At 63.1% G+C, this 16,227-nt stretch carries 19 protein-coding genes; 13 read left to right on the top strand and 6 right to left on the bottom strand.

Annotation, left to right across the window (positions count from 1 at the left end; translation table 11 throughout):
• The first annotated feature begins 19 nt into the window (after window positions 1-19).
• From ruvC to GTP69_RS25765, 6 genes are all read left to right on the top strand, one after another.
• Window positions 20-571, top strand: coding sequence for a crossover junction endodeoxyribonuclease RuvC (gene ruvC / locus GTP69_RS25790; protein ID WP_161057564.1), 552 nt, complete (start codon window positions 20-22; stop codon window positions 569-571).
• Window positions 572-591: 20 nt separating this feature from the next.
• Entirely contained in the window at window positions 592-1,170 is a 579-nt protein-coding gene (ruvA, locus tag GTP69_RS25785) for a Holliday junction branch migration protein RuvA (RefSeq protein WP_110847395.1), read from the top strand.
• Between the two features lie 27 nt (window positions 1,171-1,197).
• Window positions 1,198-2,256 carry a Holliday junction branch migration DNA helicase RuvB gene (ruvB, locus tag GTP69_RS25780; RefSeq protein ID WP_161043439.1) on the top strand — a complete coding sequence of 353 codons (1,059 nt, stop codon included), beginning with the start codon at window positions 1,198-1,200 and terminating at the stop codon, window positions 2,254-2,256.
• Window positions 2,256-2,717 (top strand): YaiI/YqxD family protein, encoded by a 462-nt coding sequence (locus tag GTP69_RS25775; RefSeq protein ID WP_110847393.1) that lies wholly within the window; start codon window positions 2,256-2,258, stop codon window positions 2,715-2,717. Before ruvB ends, GTP69_RS25775 begins: the two co-directional genes overlap by 1 nt.
• Window positions 2,710-3,636, top strand: coding sequence for a LysR family transcriptional regulator (locus GTP69_RS25770; protein ID WP_161057563.1), 927 nt, complete (start codon window positions 2,710-2,712; stop codon window positions 3,634-3,636). The genes GTP69_RS25775 and GTP69_RS25770 overlap by 8 nt, the downstream gene beginning before the upstream one ends.
• Window positions 3,637-3,712: 76 nt before the next feature.
• Window positions 3,713-4,462 carry an SDR family oxidoreductase gene (locus GTP69_RS25765; protein WP_161057562.1) on the top strand — a complete coding sequence of 250 codons (750 nt, stop codon included), beginning with the start codon at window positions 3,713-3,715 and terminating at the stop codon, window positions 4,460-4,462.
• Here GTP69_RS25765 and GTP69_RS25760 read toward each other — a convergent pair whose 3' ends face one another.
• The gene (locus GTP69_RS25760; protein WP_161057561.1) at window positions 4,463-4,834 is read right to left on the bottom strand and encodes a YbaN family protein; all 372 of its coding nucleotides are present in this window, start codon (window positions 4,832-4,834) and stop codon (window positions 4,463-4,465) included.
• 67 nt (window positions 4,835-4,901) lie between these two features.
• Here GTP69_RS25760 and GTP69_RS25755 point away from each other — a divergent pair, with 67 nt between their 5' ends.
• Entirely contained in the window at window positions 4,902-5,669 is a 768-nt protein-coding gene (locus GTP69_RS25755) for a ThuA domain-containing protein (protein ID WP_161057560.1), read from the top strand.
• On the opposite strand, the gene GTP69_RS25750 is transcribed toward GTP69_RS25755, so the two are convergent.
• Window positions 5,670-6,110: a DUF2147 domain-containing protein gene (locus GTP69_RS25750; RefSeq protein WP_161057559.1), complete on the bottom strand. Its 441-nt coding sequence runs from the start codon at window positions 6,108-6,110 to the stop codon at window positions 5,670-5,672.
• A 125-nt stretch (window positions 6,111-6,235) separates the two neighbouring features.
• Here GTP69_RS25750 and GTP69_RS25745 point away from each other — a divergent pair, with 125 nt between their 5' ends.
• Both GTP69_RS25745 and GTP69_RS25740 read left to right on the top strand, forming a co-directional pair.
• On the top strand, window positions 6,236-6,862 hold the full coding sequence (locus tag GTP69_RS25745; RefSeq protein WP_161057558.1) for a helix-turn-helix transcriptional regulator: 627 nt from the start codon (window positions 6,236-6,238) through the stop codon (window positions 6,860-6,862).
• An 18-nt stretch (window positions 6,863-6,880) separates the two neighbouring features.
• Entirely contained in the window at window positions 6,881-7,849 is a 969-nt protein-coding gene (locus tag GTP69_RS25740; RefSeq protein ID WP_161057557.1) for a threo-3-hydroxy-L-aspartate ammonia-lyase, read from the top strand.
• A gap of 34 nt (window positions 7,850-7,883) precedes the next feature.
• On the opposite strand, the gene GTP69_RS25735 is transcribed toward GTP69_RS25740, so the two are convergent.
• The gene (locus tag GTP69_RS25735) at window positions 7,884-10,679 is read right to left on the bottom strand and encodes a valine--tRNA ligase (RefSeq protein WP_161057556.1); all 2,796 of its coding nucleotides are present in this window, start codon (window positions 10,677-10,679) and stop codon (window positions 7,884-7,886) included.
• A 159-nt stretch (window positions 10,680-10,838) separates the two neighbouring features.
• On the opposite strand from GTP69_RS25735, the gene GTP69_RS25730 reads away from it, so the two are divergent.
• Together GTP69_RS25730 and GTP69_RS25725 are read left to right on the top strand one after the other, a co-directional pair.
• A complete protein-coding gene (locus GTP69_RS25730) occupies window positions 10,839-11,075 on the top strand; it encodes a hypothetical protein (protein WP_161057555.1) in 237 nt (78 codons plus the stop codon).
• Window positions 11,075-11,350 (top strand): type II toxin-antitoxin system RelE/ParE family toxin, encoded by a 276-nt coding sequence (locus GTP69_RS25725; RefSeq protein ID WP_161057554.1) that lies wholly within the window; start codon window positions 11,075-11,077, stop codon window positions 11,348-11,350. Before GTP69_RS25730 ends, GTP69_RS25725 begins: the two co-directional genes overlap by 1 nt.
• Window positions 11,351-11,393: 43 nt before the next feature.
• Here GTP69_RS25725 and GTP69_RS25720 read toward each other — a convergent pair whose 3' ends face one another.
• Window positions 11,394-13,517 (bottom strand): xanthine dehydrogenase family protein molybdopterin-binding subunit, encoded by a 2,124-nt coding sequence (locus tag GTP69_RS25720; protein ID WP_161057553.1) that lies wholly within the window; start codon window positions 13,515-13,517, stop codon window positions 11,394-11,396.
• A gap of 10 nt (window positions 13,518-13,527) precedes the next feature.
• On the bottom strand, window positions 13,528-13,992 hold the full coding sequence (locus tag GTP69_RS25715) for a (2Fe-2S)-binding protein (protein ID WP_161057552.1): 465 nt from the start codon (window positions 13,990-13,992) through the stop codon (window positions 13,528-13,530).
• An 81-nt stretch (window positions 13,993-14,073) separates the two neighbouring features.
• On the opposite strand from GTP69_RS25715, the gene GTP69_RS25710 reads away from it, so the two are divergent.
• Both GTP69_RS25710 and GTP69_RS25705 read left to right on the top strand, forming a co-directional pair.
• Entirely contained in the window at window positions 14,074-14,892 is an 819-nt protein-coding gene (locus GTP69_RS25710; RefSeq protein WP_202424572.1) for a crotonase/enoyl-CoA hydratase family protein, read from the top strand.
• Between the two features lie 3 nt (window positions 14,893-14,895).
• Window positions 14,896-15,597, top strand: a complete 702-nt coding sequence (locus GTP69_RS25705) for a hypothetical protein (RefSeq protein ID WP_161057551.1) — start codon at window positions 14,896-14,898, stop codon at window positions 15,595-15,597.
• Here GTP69_RS25705 and GTP69_RS25700 read toward each other — a convergent pair.
• A partial coding sequence (locus GTP69_RS25700) for a GGDEF domain-containing protein (RefSeq protein WP_161057550.1) occupies window positions 15,587-16,227 on the bottom strand: 641 nt, incomplete at its 5' end. The genes GTP69_RS25705 and GTP69_RS25700 overlap by 11 nt on opposite strands.

The raw sequence follows: 16,227 nt of genomic DNA, 5'->3' as shown, positions 1-16,227 counted from the left end.
TACTGCATACAATCCCCTAATGATAATTCTCGGCATCGACCCCGGCTTGCGCACCACCGGCTTTGGCGTCATCCAAAGGCAGGGCAGCAAGTTGCTCTACATTGCCTCCGGCACCATCAAGAGCGGCGAGGGCGGTTTGCCGGCGCGGCTCAAGGTGATCCTGGACGGCGTGGGCGAAGTCGCGCGCACTTATTCGCCAGACTGCGCCGCCATCGAACAGGTGTTCGTCAACGTCAATCCGCAATCGACGCTGCTGCTGGGCCAGGCGCGTGGTGCGGCCATCTGCGCTCTGGTGTCGGCGGACCTGAGCGTGGCCGAGTATTCGCCGACGCAAATCAAACAAGCAGTGGTGGGCACCGGCCGCGCGGTCAAGGCGCAGATGCAGGACATGGTCGCGCGCCTGCTGAAACTGCCCGGCCTGCCGGGCACCGATGCCGCCGATGCACTCGGCATCGCCATCTGCCACGCCCACAGCCGCGAAACGCTGACGCTGATTGCCGGCGCCACCAACACTACCGCCAACGGCCCGCTGGCCGGGCTGCGCATGCGGCGCGGCCGGCTGGTCGGTTAAATTTTCCTAAGGTTTCACACATGATTGGTCGTCTCTCCGGTATTCTGCTCGAAAAAAATCCGCCGCAATTGCTGGTGGATGTAGGTGGCGTCGGCTATGAAGTCGATGTGCCGATGAGCACCTTCTACAACCTGCCTGGCGTGGGCGAGAAAGTGGTGCTGTTCACGCACCAGGCGATCCGCGAGGATGCGCATTTGCTGTTCGGTTTTGGTAATGCCGAGGAGCGCGCGGTGTTCCGCCAGCTGATCAAGATCACCGGCGTCGGCGCGCGCACGGCGCTGTCGATTTTGTCCGGCATGTCGATCGCCGACCTGTCGCAGGCGGTGACTTTGCAGGAAGCGGGCCGTCTTGTGAAAGTGCCTGGCATCGGCAAGAAAACCGCCGAACGCCTGCTGCTGGAGCTGAAGGGCAAGCTGGGTGCGGACATCGGCGCCGGTGGCGTCGCCGCCGTGCCGGACGCGAAATCCGACATCCTCAACGCCCTGCTGGCGCTGGGCTACTCCGACAAGGAAGCCTTGCTGGCACTCAAAACCGTCCCCGCCGGCGCCACCGTCTCCGACGGCATTAAGCAGGCGTTGAAGGCGCTGTCGAAGGGCTGATCGCTCAATGCAGGGTAAAATACCTGTATGAGCATACAGACCGACAGTTTTACCGAGCAGCGCATCATCGACGCCGCCCCATCATCGCCGAATGAAGAGGCGATCGAACGCGCGTTGCGGCCCAAGCATCTCGATGAATATGTCGGGCAGTCCAAGATCCGCGACCAGCTGGAAATCTTCATCTCCGCCGCCCGTAAGCGCAAGGAAGCGCTCGACCACACTTTGCTGTTTGGCCCGCCAGGCCTGGGTAAAACCACGCTGGCCAACATCATCGCCCGCGAGATGGGCGTCAACCTGCGCCAGACTTCCGGCCCGGTGCTGGAACGCCCTGGCGACCTGGCCGCCATCCTGACCAACCTGGAAGCCAACGACGTCCTGTTCATCGACGAAATCCACCGCCTGTCGCCGGTGGTGGAAGAGATCCTGTACCCGGCGCTGGAAGACTACCAGATCGACATCATGATCGGCGAAGGCCCGGCCGCGCGTTCGGTCAAGCTCGACCTGCAACCGTTCACGCTGGTCGGCGCCACCACCCGCGCCGGCATGCTGACCAACCCGCTGCGCGACCGCTTCGGCATCGTCGCCCGGCTGGAGTTCTACACCACCGACGAACTGACCAAGATCGTCAGCCGCAGCGCCGCGCTGTTGAAAGCCCACATCGATGAAGATGGCGCCCGCGAGATCGCCCGCCGCGCGCGCGGCACGCCGCGTATCGCCAACCGCCTGCTGCGCCGCGTGCGCGACTATGCCGAGGTCAAGGGCAACGGCGAGATCACCAAGACCGTGGCCGACGCTGCGCTGGTGATGCTGGACGTTGACACTGTCGGCTTCGACGTCATGGACCGCAAGCTGCTGGAAGCGGTGCTGTACAAATTCGGCGGCGGCCCGGTCGGCATCGGCAACCTGGCGGCCGCTATCGGCGAAGCGGCCGACACCATCGAAGACGTGCTGGAACCGTACCTGATCCAGCAAGGCTTCCTGCAGCGCACGCCGCGCGGCCGGGTGGCCACGCCGGCCGCCTACAAGCACTTCGGCATGAGCCCGCCTCGCACCAATCCGAATGGCGAGCTGTGGAGCGATCTATGATGCAGATCTGGGTTGACGCCGACGCCTGTCCCGCCGTCATCAAGGAAATCCTGTACCGCGTGGCCGACCGCATGCAGATGCAGGTGACGCTGGTGGCCAACCAGTTGCTGCGGGTGCCGCCGTCGCGTTTCATTCGCTCGGTGCAGGTGCCGTCCGGCGCCGATGTGGCGGACCAGGAAATCGTGCGCTTGCTGGAGCCCGGCGACCTGGTGGTTACCGGCGATATCCCGCTGGCTTCGGACGTGCTGAAGAAGGGCGGCTACGCGCTCAATCCGCGCGGCGAGTTCTACACCAACGACAACATCGCGCAGATGCTGACCATGCGCGCCTTCATGGACGAGCTGCGCGGCAGCGGCGTCGATACCGGCGGCCCGGCCGCCTTCAGCCAGGCCGACCGGCAGAGTTTCGCCAACAGCCTCGACCGCCATCTGGCCAAGCACAAACGCAGCAGCAATGGATGAACTGCGCGCCATCTCGACCTTTATTCGCGCTGCCGAACTGGGCAGCTTCAACAAGGTCGCCGAAGCGCAGGGCACCACGCCGCAAGCCGTCAGCAAAACCATCCGCCAGTTTGAGCAGCACCTCGGCGTGCGCCTGTTTCACCGCACCACGCGTAACAGCACGCTGACCGAAGAAGGCCAGCGGTTGCTGGAGTCGATCAAGCCCAGCCTGGATGGCGTGGTCGGCGCGCTGGCGCGGGCCCGCAGCGCCGCGCGCGAGGACGAGGGACCGATTCGCGTGGCCGCGTCTGGGTCGATTGCGCGGCGCGTGTTGATGCCGCTGCTGGCCGAGTTTCAGCTAGCCTATCCGGGCATCCAGATCGACCTGATCCAGGACGACGCGTTCAGTGATCTGGTGCATGACCGCATCGACGTCGGCTTCCGTGGCGGCAATGCACCGGAGGCGCAGATTGTCAGCCGGCGGCTGTTTCCGGTCCAGCAAATCGTCTGTGCTTCACCGGACTACTTGCAACGCCACGGCGCGCCGCACAGCCTGGAGGAATTGGCGGCGCACCGCTGCACCGCCTATCGCCAGCCGGGCAGTGGACGCGCCATGGCGTGGGAATTCGAGATCGATGGCGAGACGGTGTTCCACCACGTGCAGCCTGTCCTGCTCAGCAACGATCCCGATACCGAAATGCATGCGGTACTGGCCGGCATCGGCATCGGCCAGATCGACAGCATCAACGCCAGCGCCGCCATCCGCGCCGGCCAGTTGCAACCGCTGCTGACCGAATACCTTAGCGAGCGCATGGGTTTTTACCTGTACTTCCCGCAGCGGTCCGACATGCCGGGCCGGGTGCGGCGCTTTGTTGACTTCATCGTCGAACGCCTGCTCGATAGCCAGGAGTTTTATATCAACTTTAAGTTGTCACTGTAACGGCTTATTGCTACTACTTTGGTTGTGATAGCGCGCCTATAGTTCACCTGTCTTTTAACCCAACAGGAGAACTACCATGAACAATCGCGTTGCTGTTATTACCGGTGCTTCGAGCGGCATCGGCCTTTCCACCGCCAAACTTCTGGCCGCACGCGGCGCCAAAGTCGCCTTGCTGGCGCGTCGCAAGGAAGTGCTGGACCAAGTCGTGAGCGACATCCGCGCCGCCGGCGGCGAGGCGCTGGCACTGGCGGTCGATGTGACCGATCAGGCATCGGTCGATGCCGCCGCCGCCGCCGTGGAGCGCGCTTACGGCCCGGCCAACCTGGTCTTCAATAATGCCGGCGTGATGCTGCCGGGCGCCATCGAGGCGCGTGAAACGGAGGTGTGGGAGCACCAGATCGACCTGAACGTGACCGGCGTGATGCGCGTGATCTCGGCCTTCGTGCCGCAACTGGTCAAGAGCGCGGAGCAGGGCGCCACGGTGGATCTGATCAACACCTCGTCGATCGCCGCGCAGAATATCTATCCGTACTTCGCGGTCTACAGCGGCACCAAGGCCTATGTCAGCCACCTGAGCCGCCACCTGCGCGCGGAACTGGGCCCCAAGGATATCCGCGTGTCGCTGATCGAACCGGGCATTACCGAGACCGAGCTGCAAGGCCACTGGACCTTCCAGGGCGCCAAGGAGTGGATCGCCGGTGCGGCGCAGAACATGGAATTCCTGCAGCCGCAGGACGTGGCGGAAGTGGTCGCTTTCCTGGCGGCGCAGCCTAAGCATGTGAACCTGCAGCAGGTGGTTGTCATGCCGACCAAGCAGGCTACGTAATCACTTTTTGTCGATGCGCATGGTCGGCACGAAGCGGGTCAGGTAGATGGTCACGCAAGCGCCGATCAGCACGATCAGCAGGCGCACCCACAGCATGTCGGTGCGCCAGATCGAATAGCTCATCGAGCCCCACATGAAGATCAGCACCCAGATCTTGCCGCGCAGCGGAATGCCGCGGCCGTTTTCATAATCGCGCAGATACTTGCCGAACACGGGATTGGTTTGCAGCCAGTGGTGCATGCGCGGCGAGGCCCGGACGAAGCAGGCCGAGGCCAGTAGCAGGAACGGCGTGGTCGGCAGCAAGGGCAAGAAGATGCCGAGCACGCCCAGGATCACCGCCAGGATGCCGACGAAGTTGAGAATTATTTTCATTTGGCTAAATCGTATCACCTTGCGTTAGACTATGACAAAATGGTAGCGCTAACTTAAGGAGGGGACGATGAAGCAACGCTTGCTGGCCTTGGTGGCCGGTCTGATGACGATGATGATGGCCGGCGCCCAAGCCGACACCCAGTACAAAATCCTGGTGCTGGCCATGCCGAGCAAGTACCACTACGAATACATTCCGGTAGCGCGCGACAGTCTGGAAAAGCTGGGCAAGCTGCATGCCTTCGAGATGACCTACACCAACAAGCCGGAAGTCTTCGATGGCGACCTGAGCCAGTACGCCGCCGTGATGTTCCTCAACACGCCGCCGGAAGAGCTGAACGAGGCGCGCCGCAAGAAGTTTGAGGAGTATATGCAGCACGGCGGCAACGCCATGCTGGTGCACCGCTCGCTGATCATTCCGCCCAACACCTGGCCGTGGTTTGAAAAGCTGATCGGCCGCCATGTCGGCACCCATCCGATGCTGCAAACTGGCGTGGCCGATGTGGTTGATAAAAAATTTCCCGCCACCTTCGGGCTGCCGGATCACTGGATCTGGAGCGACGAATGGTATGTGTTTGATGATCCGTACCAGATCAAGATCAACCCGGTGCTGAATGTCGACGAGACCAGCTACGACCCGACCAAGATCTGGCCGGGGCAGGTGTCACACGGCATGGGCAAGGACCATCCGGTGAGCTGGTATCACTACGTCGACAAGAGCCGCGTGTTCGTCACGGCGCTGGGGCACGACGGCAATATGTACAAGGACCCGCAGTACCTGGCACACTTGATGGGCGGCATCTGGTGGACTGCCACCGGCAAGGGCGTCAAACCGTAATTACTCCTGGCGCACCCAGACTTGCGAGCGGCCCAGCATCGGTACGCCGATGTAGCCGCGCACGCTGAGTTTCTTGCCGCCTTCGGTCAGGTGCATTTTGCTCTTGTAGACCTTGCCGTTGTTCGGGTCGAGGATCTCGCCGCCGGCGTATTCGTCGCCGTCTTTCTTCAGGCCGGACAGGATGGTCATGCCCAGCACCGGCTGGTCTTTGCGGGCGTCGTCGCATTTATCGCATTTCGGCGACGGGTCTTCGTTCGGCTCACGGAACAGTTGTTCGATCTTGCCTTGCAGCACGCCATTGGCTTCGGTGATGCGGATCAGCGCCTTTGGTTTGCCGCTGACATCGTCAATATTCTTCCACAGGCCGACCGGCGAGGTGTTGTCGGCGAAGGCCGGTGAGATGCTCAGGGCGGCTGCGGCGATGAAGGCGAGGAATTTCATTTTGGGTCTCCAGATTGTTATTTGTGTGGGACCATTATACGAACTGACCGACCGTGCTAATTAGAGGCTCTCATCCAAAATATCTGAAATTACACGAAAAGTCTAAAATGAGATAATATGTTCAGATGAAAAAAACAGCTGAACATCAAAACCTGCTGGCGCAGATGAAACAGGTGGCCGAGGGCTTGGGCAAGACGCTGGCGCCGTTTTGCGAAGTGGTGCTGCACGACCTGACCCAGCCGGAGCACGCCATTCTGGCCATCCACAACAACCTGTCCGGCCGCGAGGTCGGCGCGCCGGCTACCGAGCTCGGCCTGGCGCGCGCGGCCGATCCGGCCTTCGAGCAGGTGATTGCCAACTATCCCAACACCTTCCCCGACGGCCGGCTGGCCAAGAGCACCTCGGTTGGCATCAAGGACAGCGAAGGCCAGTACATCGCCGCGCTGTGTCTGAATGTGGACCTGACCGTGTTCCGCAGCCTCAACAGCATGCTGACGCAATTCGGCAGCGTCGACACGGCGGTGGCCGTCAGCGAAACCATGGCGCCGGCCGGCGCCGACGCCATCCGCCAGCGCATCGACCAGTTTGCCGCCCGTCTGGGCACCACGCCGCGCGCGCTGAAAGCCGAGGAGCGCAAGGCGCTGATGCGCGAGCTGAAAGAAGCCGGTCTCAGCGATGTACGGCGGGCGATGGACATCGTCGCCGCCTATCTCAACGTCTCCCGCGCCACCGTCTACAACGACGCGCGCTAAATCACCACAGGAACCATCATGAGCGAACAGAAACTGCCTACTTTTGAAGACGTGGTTGCCGCGTCCGAGCGCATTGCCGGCGTCGTGCACCGCACGCCGGTGCTGACCTCCAGCACCGCCAATGCCGAGCTGGGTGCGGAGATTTTCTTCAAGTGCGAAAACTTCCAGCGCATGGGCGCGTTCAAATTCCGCGGCGGCTACAACTCGCTGGCCAAGTTCACGCCGGAGCAGCGCAAGGCTGGCGTGGTGGCGTTCTCGTCGGGCAATCACGCGCAGGCGATTGCGCTGTCGGCCAGGCTGCTGGGGATTCCCGCCACCATCGTCATGCCGCATGATGCACCGGCCGCCAAGGTGGCCGCCACGCGCGGCTATGGCGCGCAAGTGGTGATCTACGATCGCTACACGGAAGACCGCGAACAGATCGGCCGCGACCTGGCGGCCAAGCACGGGCTGACCCTGATTCCGCCGTATGACCATGCTGACGTGATTGCCGGTCAGGGCACGGCGGCCAAGGAGTTGTTTGAAGAAGTGGGACGGCTGGATTATGTGTTCGCGCCGCTCGGCGGTGGCGGCCTGCTGAGCGGCACGGCGCTGTCGACGCGGGCCTTGTCGCCTTCGGCCAAGCTGTTTGGCGTGGAACCGGAGGCTGGCAACGACGGCCAGCAATCGTTCCGCAGCGGCAGCATTGTGCACATCGAGACGCCGAAGACGATTGCCGATGGCGCGCAGACGCAGCACCTGGGCAACCTGACTTTCCCGATCATCAAGCGTGACGTCGATGACATCCTGACCGCCAGCGACGAACAGCTGCGCGCCGAAATGCGCTTCTTCGCCGAGCGCATGAAGATGGTGGTGGAGCCGACCGGGGCGCTGGGCCTGGCCGCTGCGCGCGCGATGAAGGCGCAACTGCAAGGCAAGCGCGTCGGTATCATCATCAGCGGCGGCAACGTCGATATCGCCCGCTACGCCGAACTGCTGGCGCAATAAAAAAAGGCCGCTCACTGAGCGGCCTTTTGATTCATCAAGCTGCGGGCAGCTTGGCGATCTGTTCACGCATCTTGTCCAGCGTGGCGGTGAAGTTGGCGACGCGTTCCTTCTCTTGCGCCACCACTTCGGCCGGCGCGCGGGCCACGAAGCTTTCGTTCGACAGCTTGCCGTTGGCCTTGTTGATCTCGCCTTCCAGACGGGTGATCTCCTTGCTCAGGCGCTCACGCTCGGCTTTGACGTCGATCTCGACTTTCAGCATCAGCTTGGTCGTGCCGACCACGGCCACGGCGGCCGGCGAATCCGGCAGCGCGTCGACGATCTGCACTTCGGCCAGCTTGCCCAGCGCCTGGATGTACGGTGCGCACAGCGCCAGCGCTTCCTTGTCGGCGGCATTGCCCGGCTCGACGATCAGCGGCACGCGCAGCGACGGCGCCAGCTGCATTTCGCCGCGCAGGTTGCGGGTCGCATCGATCAGCGCTTTCAGCTGTTGCATCCACGCTTCGGCCGATTCGTCGATATTGGCGGTGTTGGCGATCGGGTACGGTTGCATCATGATCGAATCACCGGTCTTGCCGGCCAGCGGCGCAACGGCTTGCCACAGCGCTTCGGTCACGAACGGAATCACCGGATGGGCCAGGCGCAGCACCACTTCCAGCACGCGCAGCAGCGTGTGACGGGTGGCGCGTTGCTGGCCTTCGGTGCCGTTTTGCACCTGCACCTTGGCGACTTCCAGATACCAGTCGCAATACTCGTCCCAGACGAACTTGTAGATGGTCGAGGCGATGTTGTCGAAGCGGTAGTCGGCAAAGCCCTTGGCCACGTCCAGCTCGGCTTTTTGCAGCAGCGAGATGATCCACTTGTCGGCGTTCGACAGGTCGGCGTCGCTGGCGCTGCAATCCTTCTCTTCCGTGTTCATCATCACGAAACGGGTGGCGTTCCACAGCTTGTTGCAGAAGTTGCGGTAGCCTTCGGCACGGCCCAGGTCGAAGTTGATGTTGCGGCCCAGCGAGGCGTACGAGGCCATCGTGAAGCGCACGGCGTCGGTACCGTAGGCGGCGATGCCTTCCGGGAATTCCTTGCGGGTGGCCTTGGCGATCTTCTCGGCCGCTTTCGGGTTCATCAGGCCGGTGGTGCGTTTCTCCACCAGCGCGTCGATGCCGATGCCGTCGATCAGGTCGATCGGGTCCAGCGTGTTGCCCTTGGACTTGGACATTTTCTGGCCCTGCGAGTCGCGTACCAGGCCGTGCACGTAGACGGTCTCGAACGGCACCTTGCCGGTGAAGTGCAGGGTGAACATCACCATGCGCGCCACCCAGAAGAAGATGATGTCGAAGCCGGTCACCAGCACCGACGATGGCAGGAAGGCTTTCAGGTCCGGGGTTTCTTCCGGCCAGCCCAGGGTCGAGAACGGCACCAGCGCGGACGAGAACCAGGTGTCCAGCACATCGTTGTCGCGGCGCAGCGGCGTGGTGACGCCTTGCGCGGCGGCCTTGGCGATGGCTTCCGCTTCGGTCTTGGCGACATAGATGTTGCCGTTGTCGTCGTACCAGGCCGGGATCTGGTGGCCCCACCACAGTTGACGCGAGATGCACCAGTCCTGGATGTTGTTGAGCCACTGGTTGTAGGTGTTGCTCCAGTTTTCAGGGACGAACTTGATGTCGCCGCTGGCGACTTTTTCCAGCGCCGTTTCGGCGATCGATTTGCCCGGGAAGAACGTGCCTTCCGGCGCCGGCTTGCTCATGGCGACGAACCACTGGTCGGTCAGCATCGGCTCGATAACCACGCCGGTACGGTCGCCGCGCGGCACCATCAGCTTGTGCGGTTTGACTTGTTCCAGCAGACCTTGCGCTTCCAGGTCGGCGACGATTTGTTTGCGGGCCGCGAAGCGATCCAGGCCACGATAGGCTTCCGGCGCGTCGTCGACGATCTTGGCTTCCAGCGTCAGGATCGACGGCATCGCCAGCTTGTGGCGTTGGCCGACGGCGTAGTCGTTGAAGTCGTGCGCCGGGGTGATCTTCACGCAACCGGTGCCGAAGGCCTTGTCGACGTATTCGTCGGCGATGATCGGGATTTCGCGGCCGACCAGCGGCAGCGTCAGCATCTTGCCGACCAGCGCCTGATAGCGTTCGTCGGTTGGATCGACCGCCACGGCGACGTCGCCCAGCATGGTTTCAGGACGGGTGGTGGCCACGGTCAGGTGACCGCTGCCATCGGCCAGCGGGTACTGGATGTACCACATCGAGCCGTCTTCCTCTTCCGACACCACTTCCAGGTCGGAGACGGCGGTGCCCAGCACCGGGTCCCAGTTGACCAGGCGCTTGCCGCGGTAGATCAGGCCTTGCTCGTGCAGGCGCACGAAGACGTCGGTCACCACTTTCGAACGGGTCTCGTCCATGGTGAAGTATTCGCGCTTCCAGTCCGGCGAGGCGCCCAGGCGGCGCATCTGGCCGGTGATGGTGGAGCCGGATTTCTCTTTCCACTCCCAGACCTTCTTGATGAACTCTTCGCGGCCGAGGTCGTGGCGCGAGATTTTCTGCGCGTCCAGCTGGCGTTCCACCACGATCTGGGTGGCGATCCCGGCGTGGTCGGTGCCCGGAATCCAGGCGGTGTTATGGCCGAGCATGCGATGGTAGCGGGTCAGGCCATCCATGATGGTCTGATTGAATGCATGGCCCATGTGCAAGGTGCCGGTGACGTTCGGCGGCGGCAGCTGGATGCTGAAAGAAGGTTTGCCGGCGTCGAGGGTGGCGGTGTAGTAACCGCGCGCTTCCCACTCGTTGCGCCAGAACTGTTCAATGTCGGCAGGCTCGAAAGACTTGGCTAATTCCATGATATGGCTAATTAAATTGGGCGAAACAACCATTATAAATGACGCGGCACAGCATTGAGCCGGGTCTGCTGGAAAATTGTCTTTAGTTCAATGATTTAGTTTGGTCTTAGTCACAACTCAGTCCACGCCGACAGCGTAAAATGCCGGGATAGGAGGTGCATGATGATGACAATCGCAGATATCCAGGCTGGTCTCAAACTGCTCAGCATAGAGGAAAAGCAGCGTGTGCTGGCTTTATTGCTGAACGACCTGGCCGGGGATGATGAGGCGCTCAAAGCTAAATTAACCCAAGAGGCGTTAGATGATGTGACCGCAGGCCGGCTCATTGCGCACGACGACGTCAAAACCTGGGCCGATAGCCTCGAAACCGATCATCCACGTCCTCTACCTCGTTAATGCAAACTCAGTGGACCAGCAAAGCGTTATCAGACCTGCGCAGGCTCCACGAGTTTTTAGCCCGGAGCGACGCCAGGGCCGCAACGGGTCTGGTGCGCTCCTTGGCCGCTGCGCCAGATATCTTGCAATCCAATCCCCGTATAGGACATCAGCTTGACACGTTTCTTCCAAGAGAAGTTCGTCGCATTATCGTCGGCCAGTATGAGCTGCGCTATGAGATTGCTGCTGGCGATATCTACATCCTGAGAATTTGGCACAACAGAGAATCACGCTAATTGATGCCGCCTCAGCAAAGGCTTCGTTGAGGCGGCTGGCTCGTCAGGCGGACTGGATGTGTTGTGCGGATAACGGCAACTGGCGCACGCGTTTGCCGGCGGCGGCGAACAGGGCGTTGGCGACGGCGGGACCGATCAGGGCCGTCGCCGGTTCGCCGATGCCGCCCGGCTTCTCGCTGCTCGGCACCAGCGTGATGTCGATCTTCGGCATCTCGTTCATGCGCAGCACCGGGTAGTCGTGGAAGTTGGTCTGCTGTACGCGTCCCTTGTCCAGCGTGATTTCCGCCCCCAGCGCCGACGATAGCCCGAATGCGATGCTGGACTGGATCTGCGCCTCCACCGTGTCCGGATTGACCATCTGACCCAGGTCGGCCGCCACCCACACGTGGTGCACCTTGATGGCGTGGTCCTTGTCGACCGAAATCTCGGCTACCTGCGCCATATACGTGTCGTAACCTTCCATCAGCGCGATGCCGCGATAGTGGCCCTTGGGCAGCGGCTTGCCCCAGCCGGATTTCTCCGCCGCCAGCTTCAGCACCTTGGCAAAGCGCGGCTGCTTGCCCAGCAGCGCCAGGCGGAACTGGTAGGGGTCTTTGCCGGCCGCCGCCGCCATCTCGTCGATGAAGCTCTCGTTGGCAAACGCATTCAACGCATGGCTGACCGAGCGCCAGTAGCCCACACGCAGGCCGCTGTCGTGCTCGATCAGTTCCTGCGTCATATTGGGAATGTCGTAGCCGACCACCGCCGCTTCGGCCATGAACGGGTCCAGCGTGCCCTTGGGTAGGCCGAAGGCGCGCTGCGTCACCGATTGCGAGGTCAGCTGCAAGGTCAGCGCCACCGGCTTGCCGCTGGCGTCGAGGCCGCCGGCCATGCGGTGCAGCGCCATGGGCCGGTAGAAGTCGTGCGTGGTGTCGTCCTCGCGCGTCCACAGCAGCTTGACCGGCTTGCCGACCGCCTTGGAAATCTCGGCCGCCTGCACCGCGAAGTCGTATTCAAGCCGGCGGCCGAAACCGCCGCCGAGGAAGGTGGTTTTCACCGTCACGTCCTCCGGCTTGAGGCCGATGGCGGTGGCGACATTGCCCTGCGTGCCTTGCTGGTATTGGGCCGGCCCGATCACCAGGCATTTGCCATCCTTGTACGAGGCGGTGAAGTTCTGCGGCTCCATGGTGGCGTGCGCCAGCAGCGGCGACCAGTATTCGGCGCTGAGCTTTTTGCTGGCGCTGCCCAGCGCAGCCTTGGCGTCGCCGGTTTTCTTGATCGGGATGGTGGCGTCCCTGGCGTTGCGGATGCCGTCCTGCATCGAGGCGTTGTCGATGCGCGCCACCGCGCCTTCGTCCCATTGCACCGCCAGCGCTTCACGCGCTTTCTTCGCATGCCACCAGGTATCGGCCACCACTGCCACGCCGTCGCGGATCTGCACCACGGCAATCACGCCGGGCATGGCCTTGGCTTTGGCGGCGTCGAAGCTGGTCGGCTTGCCGCCGATCACGGGGCACTGCTCCAGCGACGCGTACACCATGCCGGGCAGCTTGACGTCGATGCCGTACTCGGCCGTGCCGTTGACCTTGTGCGCCGTGTCCAGCCGCTTGGTGGGCTTGCCGATGACCTTGAAATCCTTGGCTTCCTTCAACGTCACTTTCTCCGGCACCGGCAGTTTGGAAGCCGCCTCGGCCAGCTCGCCATATGTGGCGCTGCGGCCGCCGGGGCCGGTGACCTTGCCGTCGGCCGCGTGCAGTTGCGCGGCGTCGAGCTTCCACTTGGCGGCCGCCGCGTTGACCAGCATGGTGCGCACCTGGGCGCCAGCGATGCGCAGCTTGTCCCAGCCGTCACGCACCGAGGTCGAGCCGCCGGTGATCTGCGCGCCGAGCAGGGCGTTGGTGTAGACCGGCGCCACCGGCGCAATCTCCACCTTGATCTTGCGGATGTCCACGCCCAGTTCCTCGGCGATCAGCATCGGCATCGAGGTGTACACGCCCTGGCCCATTTCCGAACGGGCCGACAGCAGCGTGATGGTATTGTCGTCGGCGATGTGGACCCAGGCGTTGGGCGTGTGCAGCGTGCCGGCCGCCACGGCCTGGTCCAGTTGCGCGGGCAGGAATACGCCCAGCGTCAGTCCGCCGCCGACCACGGCGGTGGTTTTCAGGAATTCCCTGCGATTGGTGGTCATGGCCGTCTCCTTATGCCTTGCGCATTTCAGCGGCGGCGGTGTGGATGGCGGCGCGGATGCGGTTATAGGTGCCACATCGGCAGATATTGCCGCTCATGGCGTTGTCGATGTCGGTATCGCTGGGATGCTGGTTGGTGCTGAGCAGCGCGGCGGCGCTCATCAGTTGGCCGGACTGACAGTAGCCGCATTGCGGCACGTCGTGCGCGATCCAGGCTTTTTGCAGCGGGTGGGAGTTATCTTTGGACAGCGATTCGATGGTGGCGACTTTTTTGCCGGCGACTACCGAGACCGGCGTCTGGCAGGAGCGGATCGGTTGGCCATCGAGGTGGACGGTGCAGGCCCCGCACAGCGCCAGGCCACATCCGAACTTGGTGCCGGTCAGGCCGATTTCGTCGCGGATCACCCACAGCAGTGGGGTATCTGCTTCGGCCTGCACACTGACTTCTTTGCCGTTAAGCTTGAACTGTGTTGCCATGTCTATCTCCTCGTTATCATTAGGAATATTCATGCCGCGAAGATCAATATAACGTATTTCAACTACAAAAAGGAGACTTGCATGATCCCAGTACTAGAAGCCGTCAGCCTGACCGTGGACGGTCCCGTCGCCACCATCCGCCTCAACCGTCCGGACAAGCTGAACGCGATGAACCTTGCCATGTGGCATGACATTCGCGCGGCCTTCCGCTATGTCGACGAGACGCCGGCGATCCGCGTCGCCATTCTGGAAGGCGAGGGCAAGGCCTTCACCGCCGGCATCGATTTGCAGATGATGATGGGCGTCGGCGCCCAGGTGCGCGACGAGTGCGACGGCCGCACCCGCGAAAACCTGCGCCGCGTGATTCTCGACTTGCAGGACACGCTGACCAGCCTGGAGCGCTGCCGCAAGCCGGTGCTGGCGGCCGTGCACGGCGCTTGCGTCGGCGGCGGCATCGACCTGATCTGCTGCGCCGACATGCGCTACTGCGCGGCCGACGCCTGGTTCACCATCAAGGAAATCGATATCGGCATGGTGGCCGATGTGGGCACGCTGCAACGCCTGCCGCGTCTGGTCGGCGAGGGCATGGCGCGCGAACTGGCCTACACCGCGCGCAAGTTCGACGCCGCCGAAGCCAGGGAGATGCGGCTGGTCAACCGGGTGTTCGAGTCGCCGGAAGCGTTGCGGGCCGGCGTGCGGGAGATCGCCGACGCCATCGCCGCCAAGTCGCCGCTGTCGGTGCGCGGCGTCAAGGAGATGATCAGCTACGCCCGCGACCACACCGTCGCCGATGGCCTCAACTACGTCGCCACATGGAATGCCGCCATGCTGATGTCATCCGACCTGCAAGCCGCCATGACGGCTGGCATGAGCAAATCCACACCGGTCTTTAAAAACTAAAAGATGCAAGACGACAGCACCTACTTCGATACACACTTCGATGCCGGCTTTGAAGCTGCCGGCATGGCCTGGCTGCCATGGATCGGCAGCGGTTTTCGCGCCTCGGCAAGCCGCACGATTGTGCTGGGCGAGAGCATTTACGACTACAGCAACGGCGATGCCGCCAAACGCCAGGCGATCCTCCAGAAGGACAGCCTGCGGCGGCGGCATCTTTCGCACGGCATCCATGAGCAGTACAAGAGCCGCTATCTGCGCAATTTCGCGCGGGCTTTTTTCATCAAAAGGAAAGTCAGCAGGACGGAACGGGAGTTGTTGTGGCAGCAGGTGGCTTATCTGAACCTGGTGCCGCGCATGATGGCCAGCCTGCGCGAACGGCCGGGCGAACAGGACTATCGGGACGGCTGGAAAATCTTGCTGACAATCGCCGGCCTGATCGCCGCGCGCCGCTGCATCGTCTATGGGCTGGAAGGGGCGAAGATTGCGGCGCTGAGCGCTGCGCTGCCGCCGGGCGCACTGCTGGTCGAGCGTCGCTTGCCGGCGGTAGGCAGGAATCGCCCGCTGCGGCTGACCGTCAAGATCGGTGACCGGCCGCTGGACATTCTCTTCATCCGCCATCCCAGCGCGTTCTTCCGCTGGGATGAATGGGGTGTGGTGATGCGGCAGTTCCTCGCCGAGACATCCGCCGCACCGGCCTTCAAGGACTGAGGCGCCAGGTGTTGCGGCCGGCCGCCTTGGCCTGGTACAGGGCGAGGTCGGCGCGCTTGTAGAGTTGTTCGTGGCTTTCGCCGTCGCGGTAGATCGCGGCGCCGATGCTGGCGCTGATTTCGATGCTGGCCTCGCCATACGACAGCGGCAGGGCCAGGTTGGCGAGGATGCGCGCGCACACCGGTTCCAGCGTGGCGCCGTCGCCGGTGTGGGCCAGCAGCACGGCGAATTCGTCGCCGCCCAGGCGGAACGGCCGGTCGGCTTCGCGCACGGCCGCGCACAGGCGGTCGGCGGCGGCGGCCAGCAAGGCGTCGCCGGCGTCGTGGCCGTGGGTGTCGTTGACCGGCTTGAAGCGGTCGAGGTCGACCAGCAGCAGTGTGAAGGCGCCGCCGCCGCGTTCGGCCTGCGCCACCAGGTGCCGCAATTCGTCATTGAACAGGCGGCGGTTGGCCAGGCCGGTCAGCGGATCGCCGTAGGCCAGCGTTTCCAGCTGCGCCTGGGTGGCGCGCAGTTCGGCGGTGCGCGTCTCGACCATGGCTTCCAGCTCGCGCTGGCGACGCCGCAGGTAGGCGGTGCGGGTCTGCACCAGGCCGGCCCCCGCCAGCAGCGCCAGCGCGAGCTGGAAGCCAT

Source organism: Duganella levis, from assembly GCF_009857605.1.
GTDB lineage: Bacteria > Pseudomonadota > Gammaproteobacteria > Burkholderiales > Burkholderiaceae_D > Rugamonas > Rugamonas levis.
Note: the sequence above shows the minus strand (reverse complement) of the source record. Positions and strands in the feature narration are given on the sequence as shown.